Source organism: Shewanella algidipiscicola, from assembly GCF_900380485.1.
In the GTDB taxonomy this organism is placed as follows: domain Bacteria; phylum Pseudomonadota; class Gammaproteobacteria; order Enterobacterales; family Shewanellaceae; genus Shewanella; species Shewanella algidipiscicola.
In genome coordinates this window covers 251008-268464 of sequence record NZ_OXJV01000016.1, presented here as the reverse complement: position 1 = coordinate 268464, position 17457 = coordinate 251008, and the positions used below count along the sequence as shown (strand labels likewise).

The 17457-nt window shown below is 46.3% G+C and carries 14 protein-coding genes; 7 read left to right on the top strand and 7 right to left on the bottom strand.

Features of this window, described 5'->3' with window-relative positions; translation table 11 throughout:
• Nucleotides 1–21: 21 nt before the first annotated feature.
• Together cmoB and cmoA are read right to left on the bottom strand one after the other, a co-directional pair.
• Complete coding sequence (gene cmoB / locus DN599_RS11525) at nt 22–1014, bottom strand: tRNA 5-methoxyuridine(34)/uridine 5-oxyacetic acid(34) synthase CmoB (RefSeq protein WP_110457744.1); 993 nt, start codon at nt 1012–1014, stop codon at nt 22–24.
• Nucleotides 1011–1742: a carboxy-S-adenosyl-L-methionine synthase CmoA gene (gene cmoA, locus DN599_RS11520; protein WP_110457743.1), complete on the bottom strand. Its 732-nt coding sequence runs from the start codon at nt 1740–1742 to the stop codon at nt 1011–1013. The genes cmoB and cmoA overlap by 4 nt, the downstream gene beginning before the upstream one ends.
• 191 nt (nt 1743–1933) lie before the next feature.
• Between cmoA and DN599_RS11515 the strand changes: the two genes are divergently transcribed.
• The 7 genes from DN599_RS11515 (at nt 1934) to DN599_RS11485 (ending at nt 13155) form a co-directional block, all read left to right on the top strand.
• Nucleotides 1934–4768 carry a transporter substrate-binding domain-containing protein gene (locus tag DN599_RS11515; protein WP_239473293.1) on the top strand — a complete coding sequence of 945 codons (2835 nt, stop codon included), beginning with the start codon at nt 1934–1936 and terminating at the stop codon, nt 4766–4768.
• A 171-nt stretch (nt 4769–4939) separates the two neighbouring features.
• A complete protein-coding gene (gene aspS, locus DN599_RS11510) occupies nt 4940–6730 on the top strand; it encodes an aspartate--tRNA ligase (RefSeq protein WP_110457742.1) in 1791 nt (596 codons plus the stop codon).
• Nucleotides 6731–6794: 64 nt separating this feature from the next.
• Nucleotides 6795–7541, top strand: coding sequence for a YebC/PmpR family DNA-binding transcriptional regulator (locus DN599_RS11505; RefSeq protein WP_110457741.1), 747 nt, complete (start codon nt 6795–6797; stop codon nt 7539–7541).
• Nucleotides 7542–7545: 4 nt separating this feature from the next.
• Nucleotides 7546–8067, top strand: coding sequence for a crossover junction endodeoxyribonuclease RuvC (ruvC, locus tag DN599_RS11500; protein WP_110457740.1), 522 nt, complete (start codon nt 7546–7548; stop codon nt 8065–8067).
• Nucleotides 8064–8681: a Holliday junction branch migration protein RuvA gene (gene ruvA, locus DN599_RS11495; protein ID WP_110457739.1), complete on the top strand. Its 618-nt coding sequence runs from the start codon at nt 8064–8066 to the stop codon at nt 8679–8681. Before ruvC ends, ruvA begins: the two co-directional genes overlap by 4 nt.
• A gap of 19 nt (nt 8682–8700) precedes the next feature.
• Complete coding sequence (ruvB, locus tag DN599_RS11490) at nt 8701–9714, top strand: Holliday junction branch migration DNA helicase RuvB (protein WP_110457738.1); 1014 nt, start codon at nt 8701–8703, stop codon at nt 9712–9714.
• Between the two features lie 840 nt (nt 9715–10554).
• Nucleotides 10555–13155, top strand: a complete 2601-nt coding sequence (locus DN599_RS11485; protein WP_110457737.1) for a TonB-dependent receptor plug domain-containing protein — start codon at nt 10555–10557, stop codon at nt 13153–13155.
• A 164-nt stretch (nt 13156–13319) separates the two neighbouring features.
• Here the strand turns inward: DN599_RS11485 and gloA are convergent, their stop codons facing one another.
• The 5 genes from gloA to rsxD all read right to left on the bottom strand — a co-directional run bounded on the left by gloA (nt 13320) and on the right by rsxD (nt 17456).
• A complete protein-coding gene (gene gloA, locus DN599_RS11480) occupies nt 13320–13730 on the bottom strand; it encodes a lactoylglutathione lyase (RefSeq protein ID WP_110457736.1) in 411 nt (136 codons plus the stop codon).
• Nucleotides 13731–14405: 675 nt separating this feature from the next.
• Entirely contained in the window at nt 14406–15050 is a 645-nt protein-coding gene (nth, locus tag DN599_RS11475; protein ID WP_110457735.1) for an endonuclease III, read from the bottom strand.
• 3 nt (nt 15051–15053) lie between these two features.
• A complete protein-coding gene (locus tag DN599_RS11470) occupies nt 15054–15752 on the bottom strand; it encodes an electron transport complex subunit E (protein ID WP_110457734.1) in 699 nt (232 codons plus the stop codon).
• Entirely contained in the window at nt 15745–16383 is a 639-nt protein-coding gene (gene rsxG / locus DN599_RS11465) for an electron transport complex subunit RsxG (protein WP_204165125.1), read from the bottom strand. The genes DN599_RS11470 and rsxG overlap by 8 nt, the downstream gene beginning before the upstream one ends.
• A gap of 20 nt (nt 16384–16403) precedes the next feature.
• Complete coding sequence (rsxD, locus tag DN599_RS11460) at nt 16404–17456, bottom strand: electron transport complex subunit RsxD (protein ID WP_110457733.1); 1053 nt, start codon at nt 17454–17456, stop codon at nt 16404–16406.
• Nucleotide 17457: the final 1 nt, after the last annotated feature.

The following is a 17457-nucleotide window of genomic DNA, read 5'->3' as shown; positions in this document are numbered from 1 at the left end:
CCATCCCATATACTATTTCAGTTAAACCAAATCTTTATTCGGTTGATTCTTGGTGGCGATAAATGTGGCGCGTTTTGGCGCTGGGTATCCCTCGACAGTCAAACTGATATCATTGGGGTCAAGGTAATCCACCAGTGACTCATTAGGCATCCAGTCGGTACTGCGCTGCTCGGCCAATGAGGTAACATCAATATCCACACAGCGAACATCGGTAAAGTCGGCTTTTTCTAACCAAGCGGCTAAGGCTTTAGCCGAAGGTAAGAACCAGACATTGTTCATTTTTCCGTAACGGTCACCAGGGACTAATACGGTATTTTCATCACCATCGACCACTAATGTTTCTAATACTAGCTCACCTCCGGCACGCAATTGGTCTCGCAGCTGCAATAGGTGATCGATAGGCGAACGTCGATGATACAACACCCCCATAGAAAATACCGTATCAAAGGCATCCAGTGGCGGTAATGCCTCTATCCCTAAGGGGAGGAGGTGCACCGGATGATGTTCGCCGGCTAAACGTTTTACCGCTTCAAACTGACATAAAAATAACGGCGAGGGATCGATCCCTACCACATGTTTAGCCCCTTCACCTAACATGCGCCACATGTGGTAACCACTGCCACAACCTACATCGAGCACGGTACGGTTGGCCAGCGGTGAAATATGCGGTTTGACGCGATCCCATTTCCAGTCTGAGCGCCATTCGGTATCAATATGGATACCGTGCAGATGATAAGGACCTTTGCGCCAAGGTTTAAAAATTTTTAATAAGTTTTGCAGTTTTTCACGTTCGCCGTCACTGAGTTGCTTACCACTGCCGATGGTGACACTAGTCGTAAAGTTAATCTCATCGGGCTCAGGATAATGCAACTTATTGAGAACTTTCTCCCACTTGGGTAAATCACCATGTTTATTATTGCGTTGCCATTGGCCCAAGATTGCGGGCAAGGTTTCGAGCCAATGTTGTAGGCTAGAGTCGGCAATCTGTTTGTAAAACGAACTGAAACTTATCACTTTATCGCCACCATTGAAGCAAAATTAAAACATTGGAACCACACACTAAAATGACTAAAGCCTTGGGCTTTTAATCGCCGCTCATGTTGTGGTAATGAGTCGGGTTTCATGACATTTTCAAGTGAACTGCGTTTCTGGCTGATCTCCAGTTCGCTGTAACCATTGGCGCGTTTAAAGTCTAAATGGAGTTCGTCGAGTAAGGCTTGTACTGGTGCATCCTCAAAGGTGAGCTTTTCTGATAACACTAAAATGCCACCGGGTTGCAGGCCGCGATAGATTTTATTGAGCAATGTTTCACGGTCGTTTGGTGCTAAAAATTGCATGGTAAAATTTAAAATGACCATGGAGGCATTTTCAATTTCAATGTCGCGAATATCGCCGCAAATCAGATCCACAGGCGTATCGCTAACATAAGCATTTAAGTTTTGTTGACAGCGCTCAATCATAGATTGACTATTATCGACGGCAATAATTCGGCAATCGCGTCCGTCAAGGCGACGACGCACGCTAAGGGTGGCCGCGCCCAGCGAGCAGCCTAAATCGTACACCCGGGTATTGGGTGAGACACATTTGTCGGCGAAATCACCTAATGTACTGATAATTTGGGCATAACCTGGCACGGAACGCTTAATCATATCATTGAACACACCAGCGACCCTGTCATCGAATTGAAAGTCACTGATATTTTCACATGCTTGGGCGAATATTGTATCTTGAGATGAGTTCATGAGTATTGATTAGATTAATTCGATTTTTCATTCTAGCGAAACATCAGCGTTAGCAGCAAGCCTAGTACTGGAAATTCTGTAGAAAATTCTGTCTAATAGCCTAATTACAACATATATTTCACAACACCTTGACGTTCTAGGGAAGATCATTGAAATTACTTTATCCTTTACTCCTCGCCATGGCGTTGTGCATGTCTTCATGCGCACGTGCCGACAGTGAACTGTCGCCGTTAGTCTTGGTGATGGGTACCGACAGTTTTCCTTATCAGTTTGTTGATGATAGTGGTGAGCCTAAAGGCGTCTTGGTCGATTTATGGCGTGAATGGGCCGCGCAAACGGGCACAGTGGTTGAGTTTAAGCATGTAGATTGGCAAGACTCACTCGACCAATTGGCACAAGGCCATGCCGATATTCATATCGGCATGGGACATACTGACTCGCGTGAGTCGCGCTATGATTTCGCCGACGCTATCACTTCAGTTAATACCTATTTATACGTGCGTAAATCGCTACAGAATAAAAACCATTTACGCGACTTAATCCCATATCGAATTGGCGTTGTGAGTGGCTCATCCCATGAAGCAAATTTAATCAAGCAGTTAAGCGACCTTAATGTTCGCTACTATGAATCACGCGATGCACTGCTTAATGGCGTGATTAACGGCGAAGTTGATGTGTTTGCGGGGATGGAAGGGTATCTTCGCGATAAAGCGGTGAGCCGAGCAGTGATGGAAGCTTTTCCATTAGAGCATCGACTCTTAATTAAAACCATTCCTATTCTACCTGCCGTTAAACAAGGTAACCAAGTACTGCAAGCCAAAATCAATCAAGGTTTTCAATTAGTGACGCCGGCGATGCGTGCCGCGATAGAAAAGCATTGGCTGGGATTTAGCCATGATGCTAAACGGTTGATTATTGCCACGCCTGTGGGTATCGAGCCTTATGTCGATATTGGTGGCGATGGTCAGCCTCATGGTCTGTATATCGATATCTGGAGGTTGTGGTCACAAAAAACCGGTATCGCGGTCGATTTTCGCACCAACACCTTTGATGCCACCTTAGAGGATGTAGCTTATCGCCGCGCCGATATCCACATTGGTTATCCATTGGATGAGGCGTCGCAGACGGGGGGGGGCAATGCTGTGGCGGATAGAAGCCTCGCAACAACTTTTGCCGATACCCGTTACGCGGATTTACGGCCTGTATGGCAAACCTACCAAGTTAATAGTCATCTATTTAGTTACCAAAAGAGGTTAACTACTCTAGACAGCCTTGCGGGTCATCGAATCGGCGCGGTCGCGTCGGCACCCTATTTAGAACAATTGCACAACACCTTGCCAGACAGTGAGCTGCATTTATTTGATGATGTTGAGCAGATGATAGCCGCGGTGCAGCAGGGTGATATCAGCGCTTTTGTTGCGGCTTCAGCATGGACACAGCACTATTTAATCAAGGCCGATGCTTGGCAAGATTTTTACCCTTACCAGGAGCTCACATTCAGCAGTGATATTTATGCGTTAACCCGCAGCGAAGATGAGGGACTGATTAAACGTATCCGCGCTGGATTTAACCTCATCTCGGCAACTGAACTGGCTAATCTCGAAAGTAAATGGATTTTAGACAACAATGACAGGACGGTAAAAGCGAGCACGACAGCGCTGCCACTCAGTCCAGCGCAGCAGCGCTATTTAGCTAACCTTAGGCCACTTAAAATCGGTTACCTGCAAGATTGGCCGCCGATGGAGTTTGAAGGCGAAGATGGCCAGTTTCAGGGGATTAATCATGACATTAGCCAACGTTTGGCGGCGCAGCTGCATCTGACGTTTGTTCCCGTGATGTTTAAGGACTGGAGCAGCATGCTGGCTGCACTCAAGCGGGGTGATATCGATATTGTTGGCAGTGTCGCCTTAACCGCTGAACGTGAAAAAGAGTTGGTGTTTTCAGGCCCTTATTGGCCATCTCCCTGGGGATTGGTGACGAACCTTAACAATGCTTTGGTCTTTAGTTTGGCGCAGATGAGTGGCAAACGTTTGGCAATCGTCGAAGGCTATCATTTGATCCCACAGCTGATGAATGACACCCTAGGCATAGCGCTTATTTTAGTCCCCAATACGCGTGCAGGTATTGACGCTGTACTACAAGGTACCGCCGATGGTTTTATTGAAAAAGTGATCAACATGGGCGTTGAGCTTAGCGACAGCGATCATCGTCAATTAAAAATGTCGGTGTTAGCCGATTACTCCGATCAGCAGAGCCATTTTGCATTAACCGCACAACTGCAACCGTTAGTGCCGCTGCTCGATAAAGCGATTGCACAATTGTCTACCGCGCAGCAACAGCAGATCTACCAGCGTTGGATTGAGCAAGAACCCCCTCATTCGTTTGTGTCTATCAGTTGGAAGCAGGCCTTTTATCTCTTGCTGGTGGTCGTATTAATGTTGATGCTAGCCTTATGGTGGCGCAATGCTGTTCGAAAGCGCCAAAGCTACCGCCCCCATGATATAGGGGCGAGCTTAGCTACTTTATCGACGTCGACGCCAGAGTTTGACCCATTAACAGGCTTGCCCAATCGCAGCATATTAGATGATAGATTAACGCAAGCGATATTAACTCATCGCCGTGAAATGCAGCCTTTTGCCGTGCTGTTTATCGATTTTGATAATCTGACACAGCTCCAGCAGCACCTAGACACCACGCAAAGCCAGCAGCTGATGAACTTGGCCATAAATAAGCTCAGCGCCTTGGTGAGAAAATCCGATACCTTGGCCAAGTTTAACGAGCAGCAGCTGGTGGCCATTCTTAATCATAGCAAAGATCTGACCCAGGCCTGCCAAGTGGCACAGGCGATTATCGATACTTGCTCAGCGCCTTTTGCGATCGATGCTGAAAATGTGGCACTATCGGTCAGTATTGGAGTGGCGATGTTCCCACGCGATGGCGACAATGCGGTTGAGATACTCAAAAAAGCCGATGAGCGATTATCGCGGGCCGCCGCACAAGGTGGTAGCTGTTATCGTAGTGCGTGATCATAGTAACGGTTAATCGCCAATTGTTGGATATTTGTCCATCCCACAGGTTTACTTCATGTTAAGACGATGAAGTTGTTTTGAAATCGGCAATATTTCACTATAATGCCGCTTTTGTCATGTATTGAATATTCCTCAAGCACCGCTTTGTGGATGAAAGGAAAGGGTTAGATGCGCAGTCATTATTGTGGAGACGTCAACGGGTCTCATGTTGGAGAAGAAGTCACTCTTGTCGGTTGGGTTAATCGTAGCCGTGATTTAGGTGGTGTTGTTTTTCTAGATCTCCGCGATCGTGAGGGTATTGTTCAGGTTGTGTATGATCCAGACTTGCCTGAAGTGTTTGACATAGCCAGCACCTTGCGTGGTGAGTTCTGTGTACAAGTTAAAGGGATAGTGCGTGCCCGTCCTGCAAGCCAAGTCAATGACCAGATGCGTACTGGCGAAATTGAAATTTTGGGTAAAGAACTGCTTATCCTTAACAGCGCTGCGCCACTGCCCATCAACATGGACAAAAACCAGCATAACACCGAAGAGCAGCGTCTTAAGTATCGCTACTTAGATTTACGTCGCCCAGAAATGGCTGAACGCATTGTATTTCGCTCAAAAGTGACCAGTGCCGTACGTCGTTTCCTCGATGGCAATGGTTTCCTTGATATTGAAACGCCTATTTTGACTAAGGCAACACCGGAAGGCGCGCGCGATTATTTAGTGCCAAGCCGCACTTATAAAGGCCAATTCTTTGCCTTGCCACAGTCGCCACAACTGTTTAAACAGTTGTTGATGATGTCAGGTTTCGATCGATACTATCAAATTGTTAAGTGTTTCCGTGACGAAGACTTACGCGCCGACCGTCAACCTGAATTCACCCAAATCGATATCGAAACCTCGTTTATGTCATCGCAGCAGGTGATGGCCAAAACCGAAGAGATGGTCCGTGGACTGTTTCAAGATCTGCTCAATGTCGACTTAGGTGAATTCCCTAAGATGACCTTTGCAGAAGCGATGCGCCGTTTTGGTTCTGATAAGCCAGATCTGCGTAACCCGCTTGAATTAATTGATGTAGCAGACTTAGTTAAAGACGTCGACTTTAAGGTATTCCAAGAACCTGCTAACGATGCAGATGGTCGCGTCGCCGTATTGTGCGTGCCTGGTGGCACTTCGCTGTCGCGTAAGCAACTTGATGAATATGGCAAATATGTCAACATCTATGGTGCCAAAGGGCTAGCCTGGATGAAGGTCAATGAGCTAGAAAAAGGGCTTGAAGGGATTCAATCTCCCGTGCTTAAGTTCCTTAGCGAAGAGGTGGTTGACGCTATTTTAAGTCGCACCAATGCATCTAATGGCGACTTAATCTTATTTGGTGCCGATAAAGCGAACATCGTTGCCGAGGCAATGGGGGCACTACGTCTAAAAGTGGGTGAAGATTTCAACTTACTGCAAGGTGAGTGGAAACCGCTGTGGGTTGTTGACTTCCCAATGTTTGAGCGCACATCAGATGGCGGTTTACATGCCATGCATCACCCATTCACAGCGCCAAGTGGCATTAGCCCTGCAGAGCTTGAAGCTAATCCAACGGCAGCCATCTCTGATGCATACGATATGGTGCTCAACGGTTGTGAACTTGGCGGTGGTTCAGTGCGTATTCACAACAGTGAAATGCAGTCAGCGGTATTCCGCATTTTGGGTATTAATGATGAAGAAGCCCAAGAAAAATTTGGCTTCTTACTCGAGGCGTTAAAGTATGGCACGCCACCACATGCAGGCTTAGCCTTCGGACTTGACCGTATCGTGATGTTGATGACTGGCGCCACATCGATTCGTGATGTCATGGCGTTCCCTAAAACCACTACTGCGGCCTGTCCGTTAACTAATGCCCCAGGGTTTGCCAACCCGGTCCAGCTCGATGAGCTCGGTATCTCAGTGGTTGAAGCTAAACCTGAAGCCAAGCAAGACGCAGAATAACAAGATAAACATAGCCGAGCGAAAGCTCGGCTTTTTCGAGAACGTTTCGAATAAGGAGTCAGTTATGGCCGGTCACAGTAAATGGGCCAACATCAAGCACCGTAAAGCAGCGCAAGATGCCAAACGCGGTAAATTATTCACTAAATTCATTCGCGAATTGACCGTCGCCGCCCGCGAAGGGGGCTCAGATCCCGATTCTAACCCACGTTTGCGCGCCGCTATCGATAAAGCCTTATCCAACAATATGACTCGTGACACAGTAGAGCGTGCTATTAAGCGCGGTGCTGGTGAACTCGATGGTCAAGTATTAGAAACTATTATGTACGAAGGCTATGGGCCGGGTGGCACTGCGGTGATGGTTGAGACCATGACCGACAATCGCAACCGCACCGTATCAGGCGTACGTAATGCCTTTAGTAAATCGGGTGGTAACTTAGGCACCGACGGTTCTGTCGCTTATCTGTTTGAAAAGCGCGGCGTGATCTCCTTTGATGAAGGCTGTGATGAAGACACCATTATGGACGCGGCACTCGATGCCGGCGCCGATGATGTGGTCACCCATGATGATGGGTCGATTGATGTGTACACCACTCCTGAAGATTTTGGCGCGGTTAAAGATGCGTTAGATGCAGCGGGCCTTGAAGCTGTGAATGCTGAAGTGACCATGGTACCGTCGACCAAAGCGGAATTGGATGCCGATACCGCACCTAAGTTTCTACGACTTATTGATAATCTTGAAGATCATGACGATGTACAAGAGGTGTATCATAACGCAGAGATTGCCGATGATATCTTACAGGCCTTAGAGTAATGCCATGCCCATCATTTTAGGTGTTGACCCAGGATCGCGGATCACAGGTTATGGCGTTATCCAGTGTCAGGGAAGACACCAAATTTACCTTGGCAGTGGTTGCATTCGCACCCAAGCCGATGATTTACCCTCTCGTTTAAAAATTATTTTTGATGGCATTAGCGAAATTATTCGTCAGTATCAACCCGACGAATTCGCCATTGAACGAGTTTTTATGGCCAAGAATGCCGACTCAGCCTTAAAGCTGGGACAGGCGCGTGGCGCGGCGATAGTGGCCGCCACCAATGCCAATTTACCGGTAGCCGAATATTCAGCCACCCAGATAAAAAATGCCGTGGTGGGGACTGGACGGGCGCAAAAGTCTCAAGTGCAGCACATGATCCAGCAAATATTAACCTTACCTGCAGCGCCCCAAGCCGATGCGGCTGATGCTTTAGGTGTTGCAGTATGCCATTTTCATACCTATCAGAGCCTGATAGCCATGGGCGGTAAAGCCAGCAGTAGAACATACGGAAGATACAGATGATTGGTCGTTTACGGGGGTTATTGGTAGAGAAACAAGCCCCAGAAGTCTTGCTTGACGTTAGCGGTGTGGGTTATGAATTACAGCTGCCACTGACCAGTTTTTATGAGTTGCCCGAGCTTAACCAAGAAGCGGTGATTTACACCCATTTTGTGGTGCGTGAGGATGCGCAGCTCTTGTACGGTTTTGTCACCAAACAAGAACGCGCATTATTTCGTTTATTGATTAAAACCAATGGGGTAGGGCCGAAATTAGCGTTAACTATTTTGTCGGGTATGAGCGCCAGTGAGTTTGTTAAATGTGTTGAACATGATGATATTGCGACCCTAGTTAAACTGCCGGGCGTTGGCAAGAAAACCGCCGAACGTTTATTAGTTGAGATGCGTGATAAACTGAAGAGCCTAATGGAAGCTTCACAAGGCTCCGAGCGTGAATTTGTCTTGCAATCAAACTACTCAGCTAAGCCGCAGGTCAATTCAGCCGAAGAAGATGCCATCGCCGCATTATTGTCGTTAGGTTATAAACCCGCACAAGCGAGTAAAGCGGTCTCTGGGGTGTATCAAGAAGATATGGACTCAGAAACCCTGATCAAAGCCGCGTTAAAGTCGATGTTATAGCCTGTTAAGTGAGAATAAAATGATAGAAGCCGATCGATTAATTCAGGCGCAACCTCAAGGTATTGAGGAACGTGATGAGCAGATAGACAGAGCGATGCGACCTAAGTTACTCGATGAGTATACGGGTCAAGATGATACCCGCGCCCAGCTTAAAGTGTTTATTGAAGCCGCGCAGAAACGCGGCGAAGCGCTAGATCACATGTTGATTTATGGCCCGCCAGGTCTGGGTAAAACCACCTTAGCCATGATTGTGGCTAATGAGATGGGGGTCAATATTAAGTCCACTTCAGGCCCAGTACTGGAAAAAGCAGGCGATTTAGCGGCGTTGTTAACCAACCTTGAAGAGGGCGATGTGCTGTTTATTGATGAGATCCATCGCCTCAGTCCTGTGGTGGAAGAGATCTTGTATCCGGCAATGGAAGATTATCAGCTCGATATCATGATAGGTGAGGGACCTGCGGCGCGATCGATTAAATTAGAGCTACCGCCCTTTACCTTGATCGGCGCCACCACGCGAGCGGGCGCATTAACCTCACCACTGCGCGCGCGTTTTGGTATTCCGCTGCGCTTGGAGTTTTACAATGTTGCCGATCTCAGTAGCATTGTGACCCGCTCAGCTAAGGTGCTCGGCTTGCCTATTGAGGATGATGGCGCTCTTGAAGTGGCGCGTCGCGCGCGCGGTACGCCGCGTATCGCTAATCGCTTACTGCGCCGCGTAAGGGATTACGCCGAAGTAAAACACGATGGTGAAATCACTAAATATGTAGCCGAAAGTGCACTCGATATGCTTGATGTCGATGTTGAAGGGTTCGATTATATGGATCGTAAACTGTTACTGGCGATCATCGATAAATTTATGGGGGGCCCCGTTGGATTAGACAATCTAGCCGCTGCGATTGGTGAGGAGCGAGAGACTATTGAAGATGTACTCGAACCGTTTTTAATCCAACAAGGTTTTATACAACGTACTCCAAGAGGGCGTATTGCAACGCCACGTTCCTACCAACATTTCAATTTGATCAAGCCCGACTAATATCGTCATAGGCTTTCATCTGTGTGTTAACAAAGCGCAACTTATTTAATAAGTTGCGCTTTTTTTTGGGGTTGGCATATTGTGTGCCTCAAGTCTCTTCGTTGAAGCTAGCCCCCTTAATGATGACTAACATACTCTCCTTCGCTAACTATTCATTATTTGTGAATTAATTAACTTTTGTTTTCTTATTGTTAATTAATTTAAAAATTTGCCTATTTTTAATTATGTTTCACCGAACGATTCAATTGTTGTTTATTTGTTATATTAAAGCTGTTCTATACTTTAACTGCGCTAGCTAAGATTAGTTGCATCTTGGCAAAATTAATAAATGAGTTTTCATTAGGACACCAAGGCTCTGCTTTAAATTCTGAGGTGAAAACTCAGAGTGGCTGACCGTCAATTAATGCTTGGTCATAATTAAAAAAAAACCAAATAGTTAACAATTATATGAGGACAATATTAATTTGGTTATATTGTCATTTTCGTCGTCTATTTGGGCGAGAGTAATCATAACAATGCTATGAAGTGTGACGGGTGTCACGCTTTTGCATATTTAAGTTGTTAATGCGATGTGTTTTTTGGGGGGGGTAAAAATAGACTGGCTTCCTATTTTGTGAGCTATTTTGTTTTATTTAACCGGCTTTTCCATGTTTTGGTTTAAATTATGCACTTAGTTGTTATTTGTTTGTTTGTTTTTATTAACCTTTCATTATCATTGGTTAATTTATTTGAGTATTGACGCTCGCTAAGTGACGAGACAGTATCAGGCCCAACGCTGAATAAATATTAATAGTTAACAGCGTGCAAAATAATAATAGAAGGTAAGGGAGTAATCGTTACATGATAAGAACAAAATTAGCATCTGCAATTAAGTTGGGGTTAATTGCCTCCGTTTCTACAGGTGGTTTTATTGCATCTAGCAATGCCATTGCTGCAGAGGAGAGTGCATCGTATGAGCGTATCGCTGTTACCGGTTCACGTATTCAGCGTAAAGACATGGAAACGGCTTCACCCGTTACTGTTATCGATGCTGCATCAATTAAAGCAGAAGGGTTTACTTCGGTAGACCAGATGCTACAAGCACAAACGTCTATGGCGGGCGCCGCAATCGGTTCTAGTACCAACAATGGTGCTGACGGTATCGCTCAGGTTGATCTTCGTGGTATGGGCTCTGAACGTACGCTAGTACTGCTAAATGGCCGCCGCATGGTTAACTCGGGTTCTGGAGCCGATAGCGCAGTGGATCTAAACTCGATCCCGGTTGCTATGATTGCCCGTGTCGAAATATTAAAAGATGGTGCTTCAGCTGTTTATGGCTCTGATGCTATTGCAGGTGTAGTGAACATCATCACTAAGAAAGATTTCGAAGGTTTCCAAATCGACTTAAACGGTGGTGCTACCGATAAAGGCGATGGTGAAAATGGCGATATCAGCGCGCTATACGGTTTTAACACAGATAAAGGTAATTACACCATTGGTGCTGCTTATTCAGACCGTCGTGGTGTGATCCAGTCTGATCGTGATTGGACAACACCTGGCGCCAGCTCATTTGTACCAAACGGTGGCATCATAGGTAATGTGTTAGATGCCAACGGCCAACCTGTAATAGGTGACAATGGTAAGCCTAAGCAAGAAGTTAAAGTCAATAACAACGGCAGCTGGGATCCATTAGCGCAGGGTTATGACTTTACCCAAGATAGCTACTATCAAACGCCGAGTGAACGTTACAGCTTGTTTGCCAACATGACGCAAGAGCTGAGCGACGACATTATCTTTAATGCTGACGTGTTATACACCAAGCGTAAGTCAAGTCAGCAGTTAGCGGCGCAACCTGCCAACCTAATGTTAGATGTCTGTGTGCCGGGCCAAAACACGCTTGAATGTGTCGATATCGATGCCGATATGGCAAGTGCCGGTATCGTCGCCGATGACAAAGGGCTGATTAACTACAGAAAACGTATGAATGATGTCGGTCCACGTATCTATAAGCAAGATACAGATACTTGGCGTGCATCTGTTGGTGTTGAAGGTGCACTTGATGTGCATACTGGCATGAACTGGGACTTCTCATACACCTATGGCAACAACAAGGCCAACACCTCGGTTGAAAACTCAATCAATGGCGCCTTGATGACAAATGCCATCTACGCCAATCAAGATGTCTGGTTTACTGGTCAGCCTATGACGGATACCGATTTGCTTGATAGCGTGAGCTACAGCGAACAAGCCGATGGTGGTAACGAGCAGCATGTATTGTCTGCAGGTCTAAACGGTGAACTGTTTGAGCTTGATGCTGGTGCTGTTGGCTTTGCCATCGGTGCAGAGTATCGCAGCGAAAGTGGTTACTATAATCCTGACCCAATTGTGGTCGCGGGCCAAAGTACCTCAGCGCAGCAAGATCCTACCGATGGTGACTATAACGTTATCTCAGTCTATCAAGAGGTGAGCGTACCTTTCACTGAAAAACTGACTGGTGAATTTGCACTGCGTTTTGATGAATATTCGACTTTTGGTAATGCATCGACGTGGAAAATAGGCCTGACCTATGAAGCCACTGATGATTTAATGCTGCGCGCCGTGGCAGCAACAGGCTTCCGTGCACCTAGTGTAAGTGAGTTGTACGGTGGTAACTCAGGTTCGTTCGATTATCTTGACGATCCTTGGGGAAATGAGCAAGATCCTCAGATTCTGGTTAATCGTACGTCAGATGCAAATCTACAGCCAGAAGAGTCTGACTCTTACACTGCCGGTTTAGTGTATTCACCAAGCTATGTTGAAGGTATGTCGTTAACGCTTGATTACTGGCGCTTTAAAGTGGACAACGCGATTGCGCGTTTAGACACTCAAGCTGGTTTGGATGCATGCCATGATTACCAGACAGGTAATTCTGGTAATTCAGCTGGAGAAAAGGCTTGTAAAACCTTTAACATCGGTGCTAATGGCGATTTAGAAAATCTGACTAACGCCTTGACTAACGTAGGTACTCAAGATACAAGCGGTATCGACTTCAACCTAGCCTATAACTTTGAAGGTTTAGGACTAGATTGGGCCATTAATAACGATACCACATACTTGCTTAACTTCGAGCAAGACGGTCAAGACTATACTGGTACCATCGATGGTAACTTCGGTGCCTATGCTGAAGTGCGCAACAACTTCAGTGTTAAAGCTGGTCAAGATAGCTGGAACGTAATGTACTTCAACCGTTATATCGGTGAAATGGATGATTTGGCCAAAGGCAATAAAGTGGATGCGATTTTGTATCACAACTTGTCGGCAACTTACTTCCTAAGCGATGCCTGGACCATGAGCGCTGGTGTGAAGAACTTGACCGATGAAGAGCCATCACGAGTGTCTAACGGTAGTGACGGCGGTACCGTACCTGAAGTATATGACACTGTAGGTCGTCAGTACTTTGCCGGTGTGACGTTCAAGTTTTAATCGGTAATTAAAACTGTGATACTCGGCGATGACTTGCTGAGTATCAAGAGCTAAAATAAAAAAAGCGCCTTAAGGCGCTTTTTTTATGCTTAACTTGCTGCTTTAACATAGCTGACTTGCGATAGTCGTTAGCGTCAGAAAGTGTTATTTAAGTCTGTTAACGTTTAGCCTAGGCCTTGTTGCGCAGAGTTAAGTTGAATAAATTCAATTTTATAGCCGTCAGGGTCTTCAACGAAGGCAATTTCAGTGCTACCACCGGCAACAGGGCCGGGTTGACGGGTCACTTTACCACCGGCGGCTTCAATTGCAGCACAGCGACTGTAGATATCGGCCTCTCCAATTGCAAGGTGGCCAAACCCTGTGCCTAGATCATAACTATCGGTATCCCAGTTATAGGTCAACTCTACCACTGCGGCACCTGTGCTTTCGTCGTCAAATCCGACAAAGGCGAGGGTATAACGGTATTCAGGGTTTTCAGATTGTCTAAGCAGTTTCATGCCAAGGATTTCAGTATAAAAATGAATGCTGCGTTCGAGATTGCTGACTCTAAGCATAGTGTGAAGAAGTTGTGCCATGAAGACCTCTAATTCAGGTTTAAGGTAGCGGTCATTATACCCTTAATTAAGCTCAGTAATCATCTCTGTCTAAAAGGTCGTTAAAGTCTGGATAAACACTGCATTAGGCTCAATAATAGTGGCCTAAAGCTGACATGGTAAATCGGTGACTCACACGGTAATAGTTACCGTGACTTTACTAAAAGGTGCACAGCACTCCTGTCATATTGCCACTATTGAGCCTATGACTGAGGTCACATAATTTAGTAAATACTTTGGTGTAAATCTGCTTAAGCCGCATAATGACTTAACGTACTTAAAGGAGTTTAATCATGTCTAGCGAATTAAAAATGGCCTTAGGCTTAGCTGTCACCATCGCTCTGGTGCTATCAATATTCTTTGTATCAATGTTCTAAACCGCTGTTGATATTGATAACTGGTGTGTTGTTTCAATGAAAGGGGTTAATGAGCAGCTTTTACGTCAAGGCCCGAGTGCTCATGCTGATCTAAGCGACATGGATAACGCCGCTGAACGACCCAAAGAGCCACTGTGTGGTAAAAAACACCCGTAAAAATACACTGTCTCTTAATTTGATGGAGTTATCGATATGGTAAAAAAGCCGCATTAGCGGCTTTTTTGTTGGCAGATAACTTGAGTCTGCTTGGGCATAAAAGCAGTTTACGATATGGCTAGCCTCAGTCTTCGTCAGGATAGACTTTGTCTTTAAACTCGCACAACTCTTCAATAATACAGCTGCCACAGCGAGGCTTACGTGCCAAGCAGGTATAGCGACCTTGTAATATAAACCAATGATGTACATCGACCTTAAATTCAGCTGGTACGACTTTTAACATCTTCTGCTCAACCTGATCGACATTTTTCCCCATGGCAAATTTAGTGCGATTGGCAACGCGAAAGATGTGAGTATCCACCGCAATGGTCGGCCAGCCAAAGGCGGTATTAAGCACCACATTAGCGGTTTTTCGGCCCACACCGGGTAAGGCTTCGAGGGCTTCTCTGTTCTCGGGCACTTCACCTGCATATTTTTCAACTAATATCTGGCAGGCTTTGATGACGTTAATGGCCTTATTATTATATAAGCCTATGGTTTTAATATACTGTTTTAAACCATCAACCCCTAAGTCTAAAATGGCTTGGGCGGTATTTGCCACAGGAAACAATTTATCAGTGGCCTTGTTAACACTCACATCGGTTGCTTGGGCCGACAAGGTGACGGCGACCAATAGCTCAAATGGCGAGGAGAAGTTAAGTTCAGTTTCTGGCTTAGGGTTATTATCGCGCAAGATGGTCAAGATTTGGCGACGTTTTTCGTTATTCATCGATTAACTTACCTTGGTAATTCTAACTCTGGTCACGGCTTGCTCTGGCTCTGGAGTTGGGCGATGTGCGGCAATCTTGTCATCGATGATATTTTTGGCGGCGATTAAAAAGCCCATGGCGATAAATGCCCCCGGTGGTAGCATGGCGAGCAAGAAATTGGTGTCTACCTGCCAGAAATGGATGGTCAGATCGGCCGCCCATTCTCCAAGCAGCAGATTTGCGCCATCGAAAAGGGTACCTTGGCCTAAAATTTCACGGCAAGCCCCTAACATCATCAAGACTAAGGTAAAGCCTAGGCCCATCATTAAACCATCGAAAGCGGCTTTGCTGACGGTATTACGCGACGCAAAGGCTTCGGCACGACCGATGATCACGCAGTTAGTCACAATCAGTGGCAAAAAGATCCCCAGTGACAGATATAAACCGTAGGCGTAAGCGTTGATCAGCAGTTGCACGCAGGTCACGAGCGCCGCGATAATCATCACAAATACTGGAATACGGATCTCTTTAGGGACGTAGTCTCTCACTAGCGATACTAAGATGTTGGAGCCAACTAATACAACTAAGGTAGCTAAACCCAGCCCGATGGCGTTTGTTAGGGTAGCAGTTACGGCCAGCAATGGGCATAAGCCCAATAATTGCACCAGTCCCGGATTGTTTTTCCATAAGCCCTGCCAGGCAATATCGCGATAATTACTCATAGGAAACCTCACAATTAGCTGGGCGGTTAAGCAGTTGTGCTTGGTTAGCATTAAAATACTGTAGGGTACGTTTTACCGAACCGACATAGGCTCTGGGGGTGATCGTCGCCCCAGTAAATTGGTCAAATTGTCCGCCGTCTTTTTTGACCGCCCACAGCTTAACGCTGTCATCGCTCAGCTGCTGCTGATTAAACTGGTAGACCCAATCTGATTTACGCAACTCTATTTTATCACCCAGCCCTGGGGTTTCATTATGGGCTAGGGTACGCACACCGAGCACCTTACCTTGCACATCTATCGCGACAATCAACTTGATTTGGCCATTATAACCATCGGGTGCGACGGTCTCGATGGCGATGGCCACAGGCGTGCCTTGTTGACTGGCGATATAGGCGGGTAGAGGCTCATCCACGCCAAGCGCGGCCGCATCATGGATTAAAATACAATGTTCAATTAAGGCGTTGTCATATATCTCATCGGGAATGATCTGATGCAGAGTCCGCATTAACTCTAAATCTTGTTGCTGCTTAATACGATCGGCAGTAAACAGATTAACCATGGCAACTAAGGCGGTGCAGAGCAGTGCAAATAACCCTAATAAACTGCCATTTTTAACAATAGAACGTTTCAATTTACTCTCCTGAGCATGACTTAACGGCTTGCTCGATGGCCATAGGCGCGAGGCTTGACATAATAGTCGATAAACGGCGCACACAGATTGGCCAATAATATGGCAAAGGCGAATGCATCTGGATACCCCCCAAAGCTGCGAATACTGTAAACCAATACCCCAATTAATGCGCCAAATAGCAAGCGTCCTTTAACGCTGGTCGCCGCAGTAACCGGATCGGTAGCGATAAAAAAGGCTGCAATCATGGTCGCGCCAGAAAATAGATGCAGTAATGGCCCCGTATGGGTATCGGGACTTAATAGATAACCGATACTTGCGCAGACAAATAAGCTAAAGATGACTGCGCCGCTAATATGCCAGCGGATCAACTTCAGTTTAAGCATACATAAACCGCCAAACAGATAGGCGACGTTAATCCATACCCAGCCAATGCCAAAGCCGTTTTCAAAGGTAGGTTTTTCCAGCGCCTCGTTGATGGTCAGTCCCGTTGAAAGCGAAGTTTTAATCGCATCGAGCGGGGTCGCCATACTCATGCCGTCAAAACCAGCGCGATAAGCTAATACTTCAGCAGGGCTTACCCCTTGAAAAATAATCTGTAAGCTTGCCAGTAGACTCACATCGTTGAGTGCTGCGCCGGCTGGTGCTACCCATGTTGTCATCTGTAAGGGAAAGGAGATCAGCAACATGACATAAGCCGCCATCGCCGGATTAAAGATATTGTTGCCTAAGCCACCATAGAGATGCTTGACCACTAAAATGGCAAATACCACACCAATGACACTTACCCACCAAGGGGCGAGCGCAGGAATGGCCACACCAACCAATAACCCCGTGAGTGCGGCGCTATTATCACTTAACGTTGGCCAAACAGGGCGCTTACGTAACGATAAAACCGCCGCTTCGGTAGCCATTGCAACGGCGATAGACAGTAGCACTTGGATAATGGCGCCCCAGCCAAAGAAGTAACATTGAACCATCACACCAGGCAGGGCACAGGCCATGACCTTAAGCATTATCGTGCTGGTTTGTACGCTCGTATTGATATGGGGGGAAGATGCCAACTTAAAAGCCATG